This window comes from Micromonospora sp. KC721 (genome assembly GCF_004348355.1).
Lineage (GTDB): Bacteria > Actinomycetota > Actinomycetes > Mycobacteriales > Micromonosporaceae > Micromonospora.
The window spans coordinates 1-17,313 of sequence record NZ_SMJY01000131.1 but is presented as its reverse complement, the minus strand read 5'-3'; the positions used below and the strand labels follow the sequence as shown (position 1 = coordinate 17,313).

Below are 17,313 nucleotides of genomic sequence, written 5' to 3'. Positions count from 1 at the left end.
GCCCCGGTCTGCCACGAGCGGCCGGGGCGGGCGCGTTGGCAGCCCGTCCGAATCCGGCCGGTCCGCGGACACCGGCGGCCCTCGACGCCCGCAGCCGGTCAGCGCCCGCCCGGTCGACCGGCCGCCCGGCCGGCACCACCGACGGCGTGCCGGAGCCGGCGCAGAACGTACACCGCCGCGCTGGCGGCGAAGAGCACGCCGGTGAGCGCCACCCACCGGGCCAGCATCGGTCTAGGTTGCAGACCCGTCGCCGCCGAGTAGGTACTGTCTCCCCACCCGAGGACACCGGGCAGGTACACGAGGAGGAGCAGCCCGGCCGCGAGCGTCGGGACGCGCACGTGGTTCAGCGCCGACGGTCGTGGGCGCCCGCGGCCCGCCGGGTGACCCGTGGACGGCCGTCCCCCGGCCAGGATCGTTCGCAGCGCCCGGTCGACCAGCGCGTACGCCGGAAAGAGCAGCAGGTCGTGGAGGATCACCGCGCCGAGGAACCACAGCAGCATCCGACCGGCCGTCGGTTCCGCGGCCAGCCGCAGCGCGACCCAGCCGGCCACCGCGAAACAGCCGAGCAGGAGCAGCAGGTGTCCGGCGGTCGCCCCGTAGCGGCGGCGGAAGTCAGTCACCGTCGGCCCGCTCGAAGCTGATCTCGCGAACCCACTTGGTGCAGTGCACGCCGGGCAGGGCCGGCACGATCACCCGGGCCGGGAAGCCGTGGTCGGGGGAGAGGTCAACCCCGTTGACCCGCAGGGCGAGCAGCGCGTCCGGGTCGCGGACCTGGCCGGCGTGCAGCGCGGCCCGGCGGAACAGGCCGGTACGTTCCAGCGAGGCCACCCGGGCGACGGCCGGCTCCGCCGCACCCACCAGCGCGGCCAGGTCGCGCAGCCGCACTCCGGTCCAGGTCTGCGACGTCGACCAGCCCTCCACGCAGGCGATCGGCAGCCGGGCGGTGTGCTGGGCCATCGCCAGCAGCGCCGAGCGGTCCAGGTCGACCGTGCGCCCGCCGGCACGCAGTGTCAGCCGCCACCCGTCGCCGGCCTCCTCGGGCCGGATGCCGGCCGCGGCGGCGGTGCGGTTGACCGGAAAGCCGTTCGGCCCGTCGTCGGGCTGCCGGCCCCGGGGCAGCAGCAGGGCGGTGCGGCGCAGCGGGCCGTCCAGGCTCTGCCCGACCGTCAGCGCCGCCAGCAACGCCGCCGCGCCGCCGGTCAGCGCCAGCACGCCGCGCCGGCTCATCGTGACCGGCCCGGGGTGCCGGGCGACCGGGCCGTCGGGCCCCACCGGCTCCGGTCCGCTCCGCTGCACGGGGGTACGCGCGGGAGCCGGCCGGCGTAGCGCGGCCACCATCCGGGGCAGCGTGATCGCCACGTGGGTGACCAGGGCTGCGGTGAAGACCCAGGCGCCGTACCAGTGTGCGGTGTAGAAGTCGAAACCGAACACGTACGTGTACTGGACGTTGAGCAGGCCGGTGACCGTCTCGAAGAGGATCCCCCCGACCAGCAGCAGCAACGACAGCCGTTCCAGCACCTGGGCCACCGAACGGGCCGGCGGCCAGGTGAACAGCTTCGGCACCACCGACCAGAGCTTGACCAGCACCACCGGGATCAGCACGATGCCGAGCGTCACGTGCAGCCCCTGGGTGAGGCGGAACAGCCAGGCCGGGCGGGTCGGCCAGTCGAACACCGGCGGTCGCAGCCAACCCACCTGACGGGGGAACGCCTGGTCCAGGCCGGGGCCGTAGGCGATCCAGTCGAGCAGGCCGGTGACCAGCACCAGCGGCAGCGTCACGAGGAGCACCGCGCCGAGCATCGAGGTCAGCCACAGACCGCGAACAGGACTGCGCCAGGCGTCGGCGACGGTGTCCGCGCCGGGCGGACGGTGCCGCTCCAGGGCGCGCCACAGCCCCGTCGGGCTGGCGTACCCGGGCTGGTCGGCGGGCCGGCCGGTGGCCGAACCGGGTGCGGCGGCACCGGTCGGGCCGGACCCGGTGCCGGCGGACTCCTGGCGCGGGCGGTCCGGGCCGGACGGTGGCGGCGTGGCGGGCACGGTTCCTCCCTGCGGTGCGGCATCTGTCCTCCGGGACGCTAGACGGCGTCGGCGTCGGCCGGCCCGGTTCGCCGGATTACCGAACGCTTACCGTCGGTCTCTTACGGAGTGCTGACATGCGACGCGACCTCGCCCGCCGGGCTGCCCGGCTGTCCTACCGTGGCCGTCATGCGGGTATTGGTCACCGGCGCGGCCGGGTTCATCGGATCGCAGGTCGCAGACCTGCTCGTCGCGCAGGAGCACCAGGTGGTGTGCCTCGACGCGCTGCTGCCGCAGGCGCACGGCGGCGGGCTGCCCGAGTGGTCCCGCCAGCACGAGCCGGTCATCGGGGACGTCCGGGACGGTGAGCTGCTCGACCGGCTGCTGCCCGGGGTGGACGCGGTCTGCCACCAGGCGGCCATGGTCGGGCACGGGCTGGACCCGTCGGACGCCCCCGACTACGCCAGTCACAACGACTACGGCACGGCGGTGCTGCTCGCCGCGATGCACCGGGCCGGGGTGTCGCGGCTGGTGCTGGCCAGCTCCATGGTGGTCTACGGCGAGGGGCGCTACGGGTGCGCCCGGCACGGCGTCGTCCGCCCGGCTCCCCGCCGCGCCGCGGACCTGACCGAAGGACGCTACGACCCCACCTGCCCGCACTGCGCGGGACCGCTCGCCCCGGCCCTGGTTCCCGAGGACGCCCCGCTGGAGCCGCGTAGCACGTACGCGGCCAGCAAGCTGTCCCAGGAGCACCTCGCCGCCGCCTGGGCCCGGCAGACCGGTGGCGGCGTCTGGGCGCTGCGGTACCACAACGTCTACGGTCCCCGGATGCCCCGGGACACCCCGTACGCCGGGGTCGCCTCGATCTTCCGCTCCGCCCTCGCCGACGGCCGCCCGCCCCGGGTGTACGAGGACGGCCGGCAGCGGCGGGACTTCGTGCACGTCACCGACGTGGCTCGGGCGAACGTGTTGGCGCTCGCCGCGCCCGCCCCGGACGGCGCGCTGGTGCCGGTCAACGTCTGCTCCGGCGAGCCGCACACCGTCGGCGAGTTGGCCGAGGTGCTGGCATCCGCCATGGGCGGTCCGGCGCCCGAAGTGGTCGGCGGGGCCCGCGCCGCCGACGTGCGGCACGTGGTGGCCGACCCGCGGAGTGCCCGGGAACTGCTCGGCTACACCGCCCGGGTCGGTTTCGTCGCCGGGGTGACCGCCTTCGCCACCGACCCGCTGCGCGAGCCCGCCGCCGTCCCGGCCTGACCAGGCCGGCACCCGCCCGCCTCGCACCGGCTGGCGGGTGCCGGCTGGAACGCGGCACGGTGGTGGGTCCGGCGCCCGGTCACCCCAACCTGCCGCAATCGGGCGCCCTGACTGCCCGGACCGGCGCGATCCGCCGTGCCGCGCCCGCCACACGCGGCGCGAGGGGCCGCTCAGGAGACGGTGAACAGCAGGTGATTGACGGCCAGGGCGGTGGCGGCCTGCCCGGCGAGCCACCAGCGTCTGTGGGAGGCCGGCAGGTGCGCGGTGGCGACCAGCAGCCAGACCACGAACGGCAACCAGATCCGCTCCACCTCGGCCTTGCTCAACCCGGACAGGTCCGCCGCCAGCACCGCCAGAGTGGCGGCCCCCGACAGCACCACCGTCGGGCCGATCGCCCGGACCCGGTCCGGTACCCGGGCCAGCCACCCCGGGCCACCGGCCGCTGGCGTCGTGCCGGCAGTGAGCCCGGCGATGCCCCACTCGCCTGCCCGGGCGGCGAACAGGGTGCGGCGCAGCGCCGGCCCGAGCACCGGTCCGGCCGACAGCAGCAGCGCGGCCAGGTTCGCCCAGACCCAGTAGCTGTACGGGCGATCCGCCGCCCAGCCCTGGTAGTACCGCTCCACCACCCGGTCGTACCCCTCCCACCAGGCGAAACCGGCCAGGGTGAAGGCCACCACGACCACGCCGACGCCGACCGTCCCGGCGAGCAGCGCCCGGATGCGGGCCGCCGGACGTAGCGCCAGCACCGCCAGGGCCAGGGGCCCGACCAGCACGAAGCCGTACGACAGGTAGAGGGCGAAGCCGAGCAGCAGCCCGCCGGCCAGCGCGACGACCGGCAGGCGGGCCGCGAGCAGGGCCAGCCCGGCGGCGACCACCCCGGTGAACAGACCGTCGCCGGAGGCGCCCACCCAGACCGCGCCCGGCAGCAGCACCAGGAACGGCAGCACGGCGCGGGCCGCGCCGGTGGCCCCCAGCGCCCGCAGCGCGACCGGGACCGACACGGTCACCGTCGCCCCGACCAGGACGCAGGCCAGCGCCGCGGCGGTACCGCCGCCGAGGCCGACCCGGTCCAGTCCGACGAAGACCAACAGCGCGCCCGGCGGGTGCCCGGCGGTGTGTGTCGACCAGGAACCCGGCTGGAAGTCCAGGATCCGGTCGGCGAAACCGGCCAGCATCCGGGGCACGTCGGTCACCCCCGGCACCTCGTGCAGGTACTCCGCCTGCACGGTGAGCCGGCCGGTGAACCCGGCCGTCCAGCCGTCCACCAGTGCCAGCGCGAGGGTCCAGGCCACCGCTGCCAGCCAGCCGACCGCCAGCAGCGGTCCCCATCGGGCAGTTCGGGCCCAGCGCCACCCGGGGCCGAGGACGACCAGCGCGACCAGCACCGCCGCCGGGGTGCCCCACCCGACGTGGGGTCGCCAGGTGGCGTAGACCGGCGCGGCGTCGGCGTGCAGGCCCACCCCGCGCCGGTTGAGCACGGCGCCGACCACCACGGCGGCCAGCAGCAGCGCCGCCTCCAGGGCCAGCACGACAAGGTCGCCGCGGTCCCGCAGTGCGGACCGGCCGTGTTCGTGGCGATGATCCGGAAGGATCGCGGGTCTCATGGAGACCGGACAGTACGGGTCGCCCGGGCCGGTCGTCAGGGGAACGGCCGGCCCGTCACCGGACGGTAAGAACTCCCTGGCCGGTAAGGGTTTCGTAAGGTCGATCCGCGGTCCGACGCGCGGGTGCGGGACCTAGCGTCGGCGGCATGCGGACACAGATCGACGTGGTGCTGCCCTGCCTCGACGAGGCCGCCGCCCTACCAGGGGTGCTGGCCGCGCTGCCGCCCGGGTACCGGGCGATCGTGGTGGACAACGGTTCCCGGGACGGGTCGCCGGAGGTTGCCGCCCGGCACGGTGCCCGGGTGGTGCGCGAACCCCGCCGGGGGTACGGCGCGGCCGTGCACGCCGGCATCGAGGCCGCCGGTACGGAGCTGGTGTGCGTGCTCGACGCGGACGGCTCCTTCGACCCGGGGGAGCTGCCGGCTCTGGTGGCCCCGGTCGCCGACGGCACGGCCGACCTGGCGGTGGGACGCCGCCGGCCGGTCCGCGCCGGCGTCTGGCCGTGGCACGCCCGGGCCGGCACCGCGCTGGTCGCCGCGTTGCTGCGGCACCGGGGGGTGCCGCTGCGGGACCTGAGCCCGATCCGGGTGGCCCGCCGGGAGGCGCTGCTCGCCCTCGGGGTCACCGACCGGGCCTTCGGCTACCCGCTGGAACTGCTGATCCGGGCTGCCGCCGCCGGCTGGCGCATCCATGAGCGGGATGTGCGGTACGCGCCCCGCGCCGCCGGGACCCGCTCCAAGGTCTCCGGCTCGGTGCGCGGCACGCTGCGCGCCACCCGGGACTTCGCCGCCGTGCTGCGTAGTGTGGACGGTCACCGGTGACCGTGCTGCTGGTGGTGGCGAAGGCGCCCGTGCCGGGGGCGGTGAAGACCCGGCTGTGCCCGCCGGCGACCCCGCGCCGGGCCGCCCGGATCGCTGCCGCCGCACTGCGCGACACCCTCGACGCGGTGACCGACACGGCGGGGGTGACGCCGGTGCTGGCGCTGGCCGGTCGCTTCGCCGACGGGGTGCGAGCCGCAGAGCTGACCACCGCCACGGCCGGCTGGACGGTGCTGCCACAGCGCGGCGCCGACCTGGCCGACCGGCTCGTCAACGCCCACGCCGACGTGGCGGATGCCTGGCCCGGACGGCCGGTGCTGCAGATCGGGATGGACACCCCGCAGCTCACCCCAAAGCGGCTGGCCGCCGCCGTGCGTACGTTGACGGACCCGGCGACGGACGCGGTGTTGGGACGGGCCGAGGACGGCGGCTGGTGGGCGCTGGGCCTGCGCGACCCCCGACAGGCCGCCCTGTTGCGCGCGGTGCCGATGTCCACCGCCGACACGGGCCGGCTCACCCTTGCCGCACTCGCCGGGGCCGGTGTGCGGGTGGCGGCGCTGCCGGTGCTGCGCGACGTCGACGGCTGGGCGGACGCGCTCGCGGTGGCGGCGTCGTCGCCGCGCGGTCGGTTCGCCCTTGAGGTGGCCGGGCTCCGGCGGACGCTGCTGGTCGGGGGCCGGCGATGAGACTCCCGCTGTCAACCTCGTGCCGCGAGGACGGCGACAGCTTCGTCGCCGCACTGCGTGACCGGGACGCCGGGGCGTACTGGCTGGTGGGCCCGGACGGGCTGCGCCGCCGGCTTCCGGTGCGCCGGTGGCACGGTCCGGCGGAGCCGACCGCCCAGTCGGTCGCGGCCCGCTGTGTCGGCCCCACCCTGGACCTGGGGTGCGGGCCGGGACGCCTCACCGCGGCGCTCACCCGGGCCGGCACGACCGCGCTCGGGGTGGACGTCTCGGCCCGCGCGGTCGCGCTGACCCGGGCTCGCGGCGCGGTGGCCGTACGCGCCGACCTGTTCGATCCGCTGCCGGCGGAGGGCAGGTGGGCGCACGTCGTGCTGCTCGACGGCAACATCGGCATCGGGGGTGACCCGGTGGCGCTGCTGGACCGGTGCCGGGCGCTGCTCGGCCCGGCCGGCACCGTGCTGGTGGAGCTGGACCCGCCGGGCGCGGGTAGCTGGCAGGGACTCGCGCAGGTGGTGTCGGGGCGGGACCGGGGGCCGGTCTTCCGCTGGGCGCGGCTGGACGCCGGGGCGGTGTACGACACCGCGGCCCGGGCCGGGCTGGTCGTGCGGGAGGTGTTCCGGTCCGGCCGGCGGTGGTTCGCCGAACTGGCCCGACCCGCCGCGTAGCGGCGACGACGGAGGAGGCGGAGAGACCGGCGTACGCCCCGGCCGCTGCGCCGGGCCCGCCAGACCTCGGCCGGCACAGGCCGTGCGCGCAGCACGGCCACCCCGCCGGAACCCGCCTGACCGAAGCCGGGGGCCGGTGCCCGGACCCGGGTCAGCGGTGGCGGCCACCCGCCGCGGGGCCGGTCGCCCGACCGGCGGGCACGCTCACCGGGGCCAGCGGCAGCCGGACCACGAAACGGCATCCGCCGGCGACGTTCCGCACGGACACCCGGCCCCCGTGCGCCTCGACCAGCCCGCGCACGATGGCCAGGCCCAGCCCACCGGAACCCTCGATGCCGCCGTTGCCCGAACGTGGGGTGCGGGCCGGTTCGCCCCGGAACGCCACGTCGAACACCCGCGGCAGGTCGGCTTCGGGAATGCCGCCGCAGGTGTCCGCGACCGCCAGCCAGGCGTCCTCGCCGTCGCGGCCGGCGTCGACCCGGACGGTCCCGTGCGGCGGCGTGTAGCGGACCGCGTTGAGCAGCAGGTTGCCCACCACCCGGGTCAGTTCCGGCTCGCTCGCGGTCACCGCGGGCCAGCCGGAGTCGGCGGCGACCAGCCGGATCCGCCGGGCCGCGGCCAGCGGCGCGGTGCCGGCGAGGGCGTCGGAGACCACGTCGCCCAGCGGCACGGTCGACAGCGACAGCCGCAGCGCCCCCGCGTTGATCCGGGACAGCTCGAACAAATCGTCCACCAGGCGGGTCATCCGGTCGGTCTCCACCCGGATACGGCGGTGGTACTCGTCGACCGTCTCCGGGTCGGCGACCACCCGGTCCTCCAGGGCCTCGGCCATCGCCCGCAACCCGGCCAGCGGCGTCCGCAGGTCGTGCGACACCCAGGCGACCAGGTCACGGCGGCCCTTCTCGATTCGCCGTTCCCGTTCCCGAGCCTGGTCGGCCCAGACCGCCGCCGCGGCGAGCCGCCGCCCGAACAGCCACCCGACGCCGAGGCTCACCACCGCGCCCGCCGACACGGTGATCAGCACGACCTCCAGGTCGTGCGGGGAGAGGAACATCGCCTCGGCGACCACCGCCACCCCGGCCACCACCGCACCGACCGTCATCGCCAGCAGCACCGTGATGTGCACGGTGATCGACCGGCCCCGCAGCAGCCGCAGCGCGCCGGCCCCGAGCATCCCGACGACGCAGGCGGCCGTCAGCGCCGCACCGAAGATCAGGATCAGATCAGTCATCGGCCGGCTCGTACCGGTAGCCGACGCCCCACACCGTGACGATCCGCCGAGGATCTGCCGGGTCCGCCTCGACCTTCTCCCGCAGCCGGCGTACGTGCACGGTCACCGTGGACTGGTCGCCGAACTGCCACCCCCACACCCGTTCCAGCAGCTCGGCGCGGCGGAACGCCCGGGCCGGGTGCCGCATCAGGTGGGCCAGCAGGTCGAACTCGCGCAGCGTCAGGGACAGTTCCTGACCGTGCAGCCGGGCCACCCGGGGACCGGTCTCCACGACGAGGCCACCGTCGCAGAGCACCTCCGGTGCGGCCCCGGCCGGCTCGCCGCCGGCCCGGCGCAGCACCGAGCGGACCCGCAGCACCAGTTCCCGGGGGGAGAACGGCTTGCCCAGGTAGTCGTCCGCGCCCAGTTGCAGGCCCAGGATCCGGTCCGCCTCGTCACCGCGCGCGGTCAACATCACGATGGGTATGCCGTCCGGCCGCTGCCGCAGCCGCCGGCAGACCTCCAGCCCGTCCAGGCCGGGCAGCATCACGTCGAGGACGACCAGCTGCGGCGGCGTCTCGGCGACCGCCGCCAGGGCGGCCGGGCCGTCGGAGACGTGCTCCACCCGGTAGCCGGCGTGCCGCAGGTATCGGCAGACCACATCGGCGACGGTACGGTCGTCGTCGACGACCAGCACCCGTTGGCTCAACCCGCACCTCCCCGTCGTGCGCCCAGCGTAGCGGCGTACCGGACCGGCAGCGGTGGGCGTGATCCTTGCGGTCCGCTTACGTCCGCCGGCACGACTCGGCCCAGCAGTGCCGGGCGTGCGACGGGCTTGTGACTCAGGCGGCCCAGTGGTTGGCGGCGTGCGCCCCGTACGGCTGCGCCGGCACCGGCCCCACCGGCGGCTGGTCGGTGTCGTCGGGCCGCAACCGCCACCGCGCCCACCCCGGGCGTCCGCTGCCCGGCGGCGGCCAGCCCGAACGCAGCGCCGGCCGGGACAGCAGCACCGTGACCACGTAGCCGGCGACCAGGAACACGTGGCTGACCAGCCGCGACAGGTCCACCCGGGCGGTGACGAGGTCGTTGACCGACAGCAGCACCAGGGTGGCGACGAACACGCTCAGGGTCGGCAGCAGACCCGCCGGCGGGCTGCGGCGCACCGCCACGAAGAGGAAACCCGCCCCGACGGCCACGTTCCACGCGGCCGCCTCGTGCCACAGGTGCTGCCCGGCGGGGTGCAGCTGGTCGGTGACCGCTGCCCGGCCGACCTGCGCGAGGCCGAGCACGAGCTGACCCGCGCCGAGCACCCCGAGCACCAGCCGCGCACCGGCCACCAGCCGGACCCGCCACGTGCGCCGCAGCCCCGGCGGCGGCGCGGCGGCGAGGATGGCGTCGGTCAGGTCCGGCAGGCCGGTCACCACCTGGGTACGGATCCGCCGGTTGACCACGGCGGCCGCCTCCAGCCAGCCCCGGCACTCCAGGCAGGCGTCGAGGTGCCGCTGCGCCGCCCCCGCCTCCTCGGCGCTGGCCTCTGCGTCCAGGTGCGCCGAGAGGATCTCGCGCCACCCCTCGCAGCGCAGGTACCGCAGGTCGTTCACCGGATCCGTCCCGCCGTCACCCGACGCGCCCCGCGCGCCATCCGGACCGCCCCTCGACGGCCGCCACCAGATCCTCCCGGGCCCGCGCCACCCGGGACCGGATGGTTCCGACCGGGCAGCCGCACACCTCGGCCGCCTCGGCGTACGACAGCCCGAGGACCTGGGTGGCGATGAAGGCCTCCCGCCGGTCCACCGGAAGCTCCCACAGGAGCTGGTCGAGGACGACCCCGTTCTCGAACCGCCCGTCCGCCGGCGGCTCCCGGCCGTCCAGGCCGGTCACCTCGGGCCGGGCGCGCAGGGCACGCAGGTGGTCGGCGGCGACCCGGCGGGCGATGCTGAACAGCCAGGTGCGGGCGGAGGACCGGCCGGCGAACCGGGGCAGGGAGCGCATCGCCCGCAGGTAGGTCTCCTGGACCAGGTCGTCGGTGTCGGCCGAGGCGAGCAGGTGGCGCAGGAAGCGCCAGGTCTGCGCCTGCGTGGCCCGGACGAACGCGGCCAGCGCCCGCTGGTCGCCCCGGCCGGCCGCCAGGGCCCAGGCCGTCACCTGCTGATCGTCCCCCTCCGTGAACACCCTGACCTCCGGTAACCGTCGCAACGTCTCGTCCGACGCGGCTCGCCGACGCCACCGTGGAACGTGGTGGGCCGGCGGTCGGCCGCGTGGAATGGTACGGACGGCCACGCCTGGTGGTTCAACGACGACAGCATGTCGCGGCTCACCAGTCGACGCACCGCGGCGACAGCGCGTACCGCGTCAGCACCACGTCACCGATCTGGCGTACCTCGGCGACCCTGGCCCGCCGGCCGGGATGCCAGGGGAAACGGCCGTCGGCGACGAACCGGGGCGCCCGCCGGTCGCCCACGAAGAACGGGGCGACCACCAGGTGCAACTCGTCGGCGAGCCCGGCGGTGAGGAACTGCGCGTGCACCGTCCCGCCGCCCTCGACCATCAGCCGCCCGATGCCCCGCGCGGCCAGGTCCGCCAGGAGCCGGTCGTGGTCCACCGGGTCGCCGGCGTCCACCACCGTGGCCAGGCCGTCCAGCGACTCGGTGGCCTTCTCCACCGCCGGGGAGGCGCAGTAGACCAGCTTGGCCGCGTCGCCGACGGTGAAGAACCGGGCCCGGGGGTCGAGGTCACCCCGGGCGGTCAGGGTGACCTTCGCCGGCGATGGCGGCAACCCGCGGGCCACCCGTTCCCGGCGCAGCCGCTCGGTGCGGACCACCAGGCGCGGATCGTCGCGGCGGACGGTGCCGGCGCCGACCAGGATGGCGTCGCAACCGGCCCGGACCGCGTCGATGCGGGCGAGGTCCTCGTCGTTGGAGAGCATCAGTCGCTGCTCGGTGGCATCGTCGATGTAACCGTCGATCGACGTGGCGCAACTGAGCAGCACGTACGGCCGCCGGGGCGACCCGCGGCCCGTCGGGCCGGTGGGCACCTGCGCCATGTCAGTTCAGCGCGGGCGCGTCGGCGACCCGGGTGGCCGCCCGGCTCGCCTTCGCCGCCAGGTAGTCGGCGTTGGCGGGGGAGAGGAACACCCCGGTGGGCACCATCTCGGTCACCGTCACCCCGAGCCGGCCGAGCTGCTCGGCCTTCTCCGGGTTGCTGCTGAGCAGGGCCAACTGCTCCACCCCCAGCACCGCGAGCATCTGCGCGGCGGCCCGGTAGTCGCGCTCGTCCTCGCCGTGCCCGAGCGCCCGGTTCGCCTCGTAGGTGTCGAGGCCGGCGTCCTGCAGGGCGTACGCGTCCAACTTCGGGTACAGGCCGATGCCCCGGCCCTCCTGCCGCAGGTAGAGCAGGAATCCGCCGGCGTCGGTGATGCGTTCCACCGCCTCGCGCAACTGCGGACCGCAGTCGCAGCGCTGGCTGCCGAAGACGTCCCCGGTGAGGCACTCGCTGTGCGGGCGGACCAGAGGCGCGGGCCCACCGGAGGGATACCGCCGCAACGCGCCCGCCCAGTCGCCCAGCCCGAACGCCAGGTGTTCCCGCCCGTCCACCAGCCCGTCGAACGAGAACACCCGGGCCGTGGTGGTGTACCCGTCGGGGAAGCGGAGGGGAACCGTGACCTGCGTGCGAACCGTCGCGACCGGCAGTGCTTCGAACATGTGTCTCCTCCGTCAGAGGCTACCGGCCAGCCCGGTAGCGGGTAGCGCGGCAGAACCAGCCTGGTTCACCGTACGAGCCGTGGACCGTACCCGGAATTGGAACCGTCCACGCCGCGGCAGCAGCACGGCGGCGCCGGGAAGGGCGGCGACCAGCACCAGGGCCCCGTACACCAGGGCGGTCGAGACTCCCTGGGCGGCACCGAGTCCGGCCGCGCCGAACGCCCACGCGGCCATGCCCTCCCGGGGACCGAAGCCGGCCATGTTGGCCGGCAGCGCCATGGCCAGCAGCGCCAGCAGGGTCAACGGCAGCAGGTCGGCCAGCGGCGCGGTGGCCCCGGCGACCCGGGCCGCGAGCACGAAGGTGGCCAGGTGGCAGCCGACCGCCACCACCGAGGCCAGCAGCACGCCCGGCGCGGTGCGGCGGCCGAGCAGACCCGCGCGGACGTCGGCCACGGCGGCGCGCACCGCGCGGGCCCGACGCGACGGGCCGGACCGGGGCAGCACCCGGACCAGCAGGACCAGGCCCAACGCGACGGCCACCGCCACCGCCACGGTGGCCGGCAGGTACGGCCGTACCGGCGAGGGCAGCGCCAGCAGCAGCAGTACCGCGAACACCACCTGGATCACCTGGCCGGCGCCCCGCTCCCAGACCACGGCGCGTACGGCCCGCCCGACGTCGCCGGCGTCCCGGCCGTGCCGCACCGCCCGGTGCACGTCGCCGAGCACCCCGCCGGGCAGGGTGGCGTTGAGGAACACCGACCGGTAGCAGTGGGCGACGGCGGTGCCCAGCGGCAGCCGCACGCCCAGCCCTTCGGCGACCAGCCGCCACCGCCAGGCGCAGCTGACCGTGGCCACAGCGCCGAGCAGCAGCGCCGCCACCAGGGCCGCGGCGTCGATGCGGCGCAGCGCGGCCAGCGCCGGGCCGGTGCCCAGCCACCACAACAGTCCCGCCACGAGCGCCACCCCGCCGACGTTGCTCACCCACGGCCAGACGGAACGGGCGGGCGCGGGGGGTGGGTCGCCGGCAGCGTGTGACACGCGGAGCCTCCTCGGAAGATCGTCACCTTGTTGCACGTACCGGGTGGCCCAGCGGTTCATTCCATCCCGGCGAGCAGGTCGTCGTGCCCGACGGTGACGGTCAGTTCACCCGCGGCGGCCGCGGTGAGCCGGCGGTGGGCGTATCCGGTGGTCCGCTCGGCGAGGTCCGGGCGTTGCTCGACGGCGGCGGCCAACCAGCCGGTGAACCACTCCGCGGTCAACGCGGCCTGCGCCGGCCCGAGCCGCCACGGCGTGGACCGCACGGTGGTGGGAACGCCGTGCCGGGCGAACGCGGCGACGGCCGCCGCGGCGGCGTCCGGCCCCAGCAGGGTCCGGCCGTCGACGGTACGGCGCTGGTGGTCGTCGAACGCGGTGGCGACCTCGACGTCCAGCGGGTCGGCCGGGTCGAGGGTCACCCGCCCGACGACGGAGAGGGCGAACAGTGCCGGGCGGCCGGTGCCGGCGCAGGCGGCGACGATCCGGTCGATCTCCTCGGCGGTCAGCATGTCCAGCAGCGCCGACGCGGTGACCAGACCCGCCCCGGCGAGGTCGGTGGCGGTCAGCCGGGTGATGTCGGTCTGCCGGGTCTCCAGGGAGACCGGGCCGCCGCCGGCCGCCACGGGCGGGTGGGCACGTGCCCGGTCGAGCAGGCCGGGGTCCCGGTCGTACAGGATCCAGTGCTGCGGGCCGGGCAGCCGGGGGGCCAACCAGCGGGCCATCGAGCCGGTGCCGCAGCCGAGGTCGTGCACGACCAGCGGCCGGTCGGTGGCCAGCCGGGGCCGGAGCCGGTCGACGAGGTCGTCGGCGCGGGCGTCGGCGTCGGCCTGCTCCCGCAGGGCGAGCCAGTCGGCGAAGGGCTCGGTGGCAAGCAGGGTCATACCCGTACTCCGTCCAGGACGTGGGCGATCAGGGTCGAGGTGGCCGGCCAGTCGGCCAGGGTGGCCCGCCGGGCACGTGCGGCGCGGCGCAGCCGGTGCCGCAGTGCGGGGTCGTCCAGCCAGTGGCGCAGCGCGTCGGCCAGGGCGGCCGGGTCGTCCGGGCCGACCAGCAGGCCGGGCCGGTCGCCGTCGGGAGCCCGGCCGAGCGCCTCCGGCACCCCGCCGACCGTGGTGGCGAGCACCGGCAGGCCGCGGGCCAGGGCCTCGGTCACGACCATCCCGTACGTCTCGCCGCGCGAGGCGAGGACCAGCAGGTCGGCGTCGGCGTACGCGGTGGCCAGGTCGGCGCCGACCCGGGGGCCGACCCACCGTACCCGCCCGGTCAGTTCCCGGTCGGTGACCTGCCGGCGCAGCCCCGCCACGTACTGCGGGTCGCGGGTGAGCGCGCCGACGCAGTCCAGTGTCCACGGTCGTCCGGCCAGCTCGGCGAGGGCGTCCACCAGCACGTCGTGCCCCTTGTGCGGGACGACCGCCGCGACGCAGAGCAGCCGGCTGCCGGCGGCCGTGCCGGTGCAGACCGGGGCCGGCTCGACGCCGGGGGCGGCCACGTGTACCCGGTCCGGGGCGAGCCGGTACCGCTGCCGCAGCCGGTCCCGGGTCCACCCGCTGGTGGTGATCACTGCGGCTGCGCAGGTCAGCGCCGCGGCCTCGGTCTCGTTTTCCAGTGGCATGTGCACCAGCACGACCAGCCGTAGCCGGCCGGCGTGCGGTGTGAGGAGCTCCGGCACCACCGAGGCGACCAGGCCGTCCAGCAGCACCGGCGTGCCGTCGGGCAGGTCCGCGAGCAGCCCGGCCAGCCCGGCCCGTGCCGGGCCGTCGGGGTGCGGCCAGTCACCGGGTACGCCGTGTTCCTGAACCGTCCAGCCCAGCCGTACCAGTCCGGCGCAGATCCGACGGTCGTAGTGGTTGCCGCCGCTGGGGGTCGCCGGGTCGTCGATGTCGCCGGGGAGGACGACGTGCACCACCGACACGGGCTACAGCGACCGCTGGTAGCTCGCCCAGGCCACGTGGGACTCGTGCAACGTGACGGTGATCCCGGCCAGCGCGCGGGCACCCTCGCCCAACCCGCCGGCCTGCACCCGGTCGGCCAGCCGGTCGGCGATGGTCCGGCAGAGCACCTCGGTGGTGGTGTTGACCCCGGCGAAGGCCGGCTCGTCGTCCAGGTTGCGGTAGTTCAGCTCGGCCAGGACGGCCTTCAGTTCGGTGGTGGCCAGGCCGATGTCGACCACGATGCCGTCGCCGTCGAGTTCGGCGCGGCGGAACGTGGCGTCCACCACGAAGGTGGCCCCGTGCAGCTTCTGGGCCGGCCCGAAGACCTCCCCCCGAAAACTGTGGGCGATCATGATGTGGTCCCGTACGGTGACGCTGAACACGGTCACTTCCCGTCGTAGGTGATGAGGTGGCAGAGCGCGGGGAGGCTCCCCGCGGCGAGTCGGTCGAGCACGTCGGGCAGATCGGTGAACGGTGACCGGCCGGTCAGCAGTACGTCGAACGCCGGGTCGGCGAGCAGCTCCAGGGCCAGCGCCAGCCGCTGCGCGTAGCTGCGCCGGGCCCGGTTCGGTGACACCGTACCGACCTGGCTGCTGCGGATCGTCAACCGGCCGGAGTGGAACGCCCCGCCCAGCGCCAGCCGCACCGGCCGGTCGCCGTACCAGCTCAGCTCGACCACGGTGCCCTCCGGGGCGAGCAGGTCCAGCGACCGCTGCAACCCGGCGTCGGTGGCGCTGGCGTGCACCACCAGGTCCCGCCCGCCGGTGGCGTCGTCCGGTGCGGCGAACCCGACGCCGAGCGCGTCAGCCACGGCGGCCCGCGCCGGGTCGGCGTCGACCAGCTCGACCCGGACGCCGGGAAAGCGGGCGAGCAGCGCGGCGACGGCGCAGCCGACCATCCCGCCGCCGACCACGCTGACCCGGTCACCGACCATCGGGGTGGCGTCCCAGAGCGCGTTGACCGCGGTCTCCACGGTGCCGGCCAGCACCGCCCGGGCCGCCGGCACCCCGTCGGGCACCGGCGTCACCGCCGAGGCCGGCACCACGTACGCGGTCTGGTGCGGGTAGAGGCAGAACACGGTCCGTCCGAGCAGGTCGGCCGGGCCGTGCTCGACCACGCCGACGTTGAGGTAGCCGTACTTGACCGGGGCGGGGAAGTCACCTTCCTGGAACGGGGCGCGCATCGCCGCGTACTGGCTCTCGGGCACCGCGCCGGTGAACACCAGCGTCTCGGTGCCTCGGCTGACGCCGGAGAACACGCTGCGCACCAGCACGTCCTCCGGACCGGGCTCCGGTAGCGTCACCGACCGGATCTCCCCTGCTCCGGGGGCGCCCAGCCAGAACGCACGGGCATCGCGGATCACGCGGTCGTCTCCAATCTGGCTGCGAAACCGAACCGTTCGGCCGTTCGCTGCGTACTGGTCTGTCGAGGTCGTCGATCATAAACACGGAGGCAGCGTGTCCAGGGTTCGAACCGGTCCGGTGATCGGACTGACCGCCCAGATCGTCCTGTTGGTCGTGCTGGCCGCGACCGTCGGGCTGGACGCCGTCGGGTGGCTGGCCGGCGTCGGGTACGGCATCGGGCTCTGCGTCGTGCTGACCCGTGGCCTGCGTCGTCACCGCACCGACCGGCTCGGCCCGGCGGACCGGGTGACGCTGGCCCGGGCGGTGCTGGTGGGCGGGGTGACCGCGCTGCTGGTCGACGCCGTCGACGGCTCGCCCGTCCCGCTGGCGGTGCTGGTGCCGATGACCGCGGTGGCGCTGGCCCTGGACGCGGTGGACGGCTGGGTGGCCCGACGTACCGGCTCCACCAGCGCGCTCGGCGCGCGCTTCGACATGGAGATCGACTCGTTCCTGGTCCTGATGCTCAGCGTGCACGTGGCACCGGTGGTGGGGCCCTGGGTGTTGGTGATCGGCGGGGCGCGGTACGCCTTCGTCGCCGCGAGCTGGGTGCTGCCCTGGATGCGGGGTACGCTGCCGCCGCGCTACTGGCGCAAGGTGGTCGCCGCGGCGGCGGGTGTCCTGCTGCTGACCGCGACCGCGGACGTGCTGCCTCACCTGGTGACCATGCTGTTGCTGGCCGCCCTGACGGCGACGCTGCTGGAGTCGTTCGGCCGGGACGTCGCCTGGCTGTGGCGGCACCGCCCGGTCCGTTCCCACGCCCCGACCCCGGCCGCCGCGCCGGCCGCGACCTCGGTTCCGGTGCCGACCGCTACCGTGGCCGTGACCCCGGGGTCGACCCCGGTCCTGGTGCCGTCGCGGTCCCCGGTGCCGGTCGCGGCCTCGGCCGCTGCCCGCAGCCGCAACTGCCGGCCGCGCACCGACAGTCGCGTCGAGCGACCGCTCGCCGCCCACCAGCCGGTCTGAGTCGCACCATCCCGCCCGCCTCCCCAGGAA

Annotated in this window: 19 protein-coding genes; 5 read left to right on the top strand and 14 right to left on the bottom strand. The window is 75.8% G+C overall.

From position 1 onward, the window contains the following. Nucleotides 1–98 precede the first annotated feature (98 nt). Both E1182_RS20835 and E1182_RS20830 read right to left on the bottom strand, forming a co-directional pair. A complete protein-coding gene (locus E1182_RS20835; RefSeq protein WP_132267900.1) occupies nucleotides 99–620 on the bottom strand; it encodes a hypothetical protein in 522 nt (173 codons plus the stop codon). Beyond that, complete coding sequence (locus E1182_RS20830) at nucleotides 613–1,893, bottom strand: molybdopterin-dependent oxidoreductase (RefSeq protein WP_132267909.1); 1,281 nt, start codon at nucleotides 1,891–1,893, stop codon at nucleotides 613–615. Before E1182_RS20830 ends, E1182_RS20835 begins: the two co-directional genes overlap by 8 nt. A 312-nt stretch (nucleotides 1,894–2,205) precedes the next feature. On the opposite strand from E1182_RS20830, the gene E1182_RS20825 reads away from it, so the two are divergent. Then, nucleotides 2,206–3,270, top strand: coding sequence for an NAD-dependent epimerase/dehydratase family protein (locus tag E1182_RS20825; protein WP_132267898.1), 1,065 nt, complete (start codon nucleotides 2,206–2,208; stop codon nucleotides 3,268–3,270). A gap of 170 nt (nucleotides 3,271–3,440) precedes the next feature. On the opposite strand, the gene E1182_RS20820 is transcribed toward E1182_RS20825, so the two are convergent. Continuing rightward, nucleotides 3,441–4,874, bottom strand: a complete 1,434-nt coding sequence (locus E1182_RS20820; RefSeq protein WP_371687582.1) for a hypothetical protein — start codon at nucleotides 4,872–4,874, stop codon at nucleotides 3,441–3,443. Between the two features lie 146 nt (nucleotides 4,875–5,020). On the opposite strand from E1182_RS20820, the gene E1182_RS20815 reads away from it, so the two are divergent. The 3 genes from E1182_RS20815 to E1182_RS20805 are packed head-to-tail and all read left to right on the top strand — an operon-like array spanning nucleotide 5,021 to nucleotide 7,040. Beyond that, the gene (locus tag E1182_RS20815; protein WP_132267895.1) at nucleotides 5,021–5,695 is read left to right on the top strand and encodes a glycosyltransferase family 2 protein; all 675 of its coding nucleotides are present in this window, start codon (nucleotides 5,021–5,023) and stop codon (nucleotides 5,693–5,695) included. Next, nucleotides 5,692–6,378: a DUF2064 domain-containing protein gene (locus E1182_RS20810; protein ID WP_132267892.1), complete on the top strand. Its 687-nt coding sequence runs from the start codon at nucleotides 5,692–5,694 to the stop codon at nucleotides 6,376–6,378. Before E1182_RS20815 ends, E1182_RS20810 begins: the two co-directional genes overlap by 4 nt. Beyond that, nucleotides 6,375–7,040 carry a class I SAM-dependent methyltransferase gene (locus E1182_RS20805; RefSeq protein WP_132267889.1) on the top strand — a complete coding sequence of 222 codons (666 nt, stop codon included), beginning with the start codon at nucleotides 6,375–6,377 and terminating at the stop codon, nucleotides 7,038–7,040. The genes E1182_RS20810 and E1182_RS20805 overlap by 4 nt, the downstream gene beginning before the upstream one ends. A gap of 151 nt (nucleotides 7,041–7,191) precedes the next feature. Here E1182_RS20805 and E1182_RS20800 read toward each other — a convergent pair whose 3' ends face one another. The 11 genes from E1182_RS20800 to E1182_RS20750 all read right to left on the bottom strand — a co-directional run bounded on the left by E1182_RS20800 (nucleotide 7,192) and on the right by E1182_RS20750 (nucleotide 16,280). Then, entirely contained in the window at nucleotides 7,192–8,271 is a 1,080-nt protein-coding gene (locus E1182_RS20800) for a sensor histidine kinase KdpD (RefSeq protein WP_132267886.1), read from the bottom strand. Further along, nucleotides 8,264–8,959, bottom strand: coding sequence for a response regulator transcription factor (locus tag E1182_RS20795; protein ID WP_132267883.1), 696 nt, complete (start codon nucleotides 8,957–8,959; stop codon nucleotides 8,264–8,266). Before E1182_RS20795 ends, E1182_RS20800 begins: the two co-directional genes overlap by 8 nt. A 133-nt stretch (nucleotides 8,960–9,092) precedes the next feature. Further along, entirely contained in the window at nucleotides 9,093–9,851 is a 759-nt protein-coding gene (locus E1182_RS20790; RefSeq protein ID WP_371687581.1) for a zf-HC2 domain-containing protein, read from the bottom strand. Nucleotides 9,852–9,867: 16 nt separating this feature from the next. Then, nucleotides 9,868–10,422: a sigma-70 family RNA polymerase sigma factor gene (locus E1182_RS20785; protein ID WP_132267881.1), complete on the bottom strand. Its 555-nt coding sequence runs from the start codon at nucleotides 10,420–10,422 to the stop codon at nucleotides 9,868–9,870. A gap of 142 nt (nucleotides 10,423–10,564) precedes the next feature. Then, nucleotides 10,565–11,293, bottom strand: a complete 729-nt coding sequence (locus E1182_RS20780) for a dihydrofolate reductase family protein (RefSeq protein WP_132267879.1) — start codon at nucleotides 11,291–11,293, stop codon at nucleotides 10,565–10,567. A gap of 1 nt (nucleotide 11,294) precedes the next feature. Beyond that, the gene (gene ribA, locus E1182_RS20775; protein ID WP_132267876.1) at nucleotides 11,295–11,951 is read right to left on the bottom strand and encodes a GTP cyclohydrolase II; all 657 of its coding nucleotides are present in this window, start codon (nucleotides 11,949–11,951) and stop codon (nucleotides 11,295–11,297) included. A 12-nt stretch (nucleotides 11,952–11,963) separates the two neighbouring features. Then, nucleotides 11,964–12,989 (bottom strand): lysylphosphatidylglycerol synthase domain-containing protein, encoded by a 1,026-nt coding sequence (locus tag E1182_RS20770; protein WP_371687580.1) that lies wholly within the window; start codon nucleotides 12,987–12,989, stop codon nucleotides 11,964–11,966. Nucleotides 12,990–13,045: 56 nt separating this feature from the next. Then, nucleotides 13,046–13,867, bottom strand: coding sequence for a class I SAM-dependent methyltransferase (locus E1182_RS20765; RefSeq protein WP_132267871.1), 822 nt, complete (start codon nucleotides 13,865–13,867; stop codon nucleotides 13,046–13,048). Beyond that, entirely contained in the window at nucleotides 13,864–14,898 is a 1,035-nt protein-coding gene (locus E1182_RS20760) for a glycosyltransferase family 4 protein (RefSeq protein ID WP_132267869.1), read from the bottom strand. Before E1182_RS20760 ends, E1182_RS20765 begins: the two co-directional genes overlap by 4 nt. A 3-nt stretch (nucleotides 14,899–14,901) precedes the next feature. Beyond that, nucleotides 14,902–15,300, bottom strand: coding sequence for a 6-carboxytetrahydropterin synthase (locus E1182_RS20755; protein ID WP_132267866.1), 399 nt, complete (start codon nucleotides 15,298–15,300; stop codon nucleotides 14,902–14,904). 2 nt (nucleotides 15,301–15,302) lie between these two features. Beyond that, on the bottom strand, nucleotides 15,303–16,280 hold the full coding sequence (locus E1182_RS20750; protein WP_132267863.1) for a zinc-binding alcohol dehydrogenase: 978 nt from the start codon (nucleotides 16,278–16,280) through the stop codon (nucleotides 15,303–15,305). 94 nt (nucleotides 16,281–16,374) lie between these two features. On the opposite strand from E1182_RS20750, the gene E1182_RS20745 reads away from it, so the two are divergent. Continuing rightward, on the top strand, nucleotides 16,375–17,283 hold the full coding sequence (locus tag E1182_RS20745; RefSeq protein ID WP_132267860.1) for a CDP-alcohol phosphatidyltransferase family protein: 909 nt from the start codon (nucleotides 16,375–16,377) through the stop codon (nucleotides 17,281–17,283). Nucleotides 17,284–17,313: the final 30 nt, after the last annotated feature.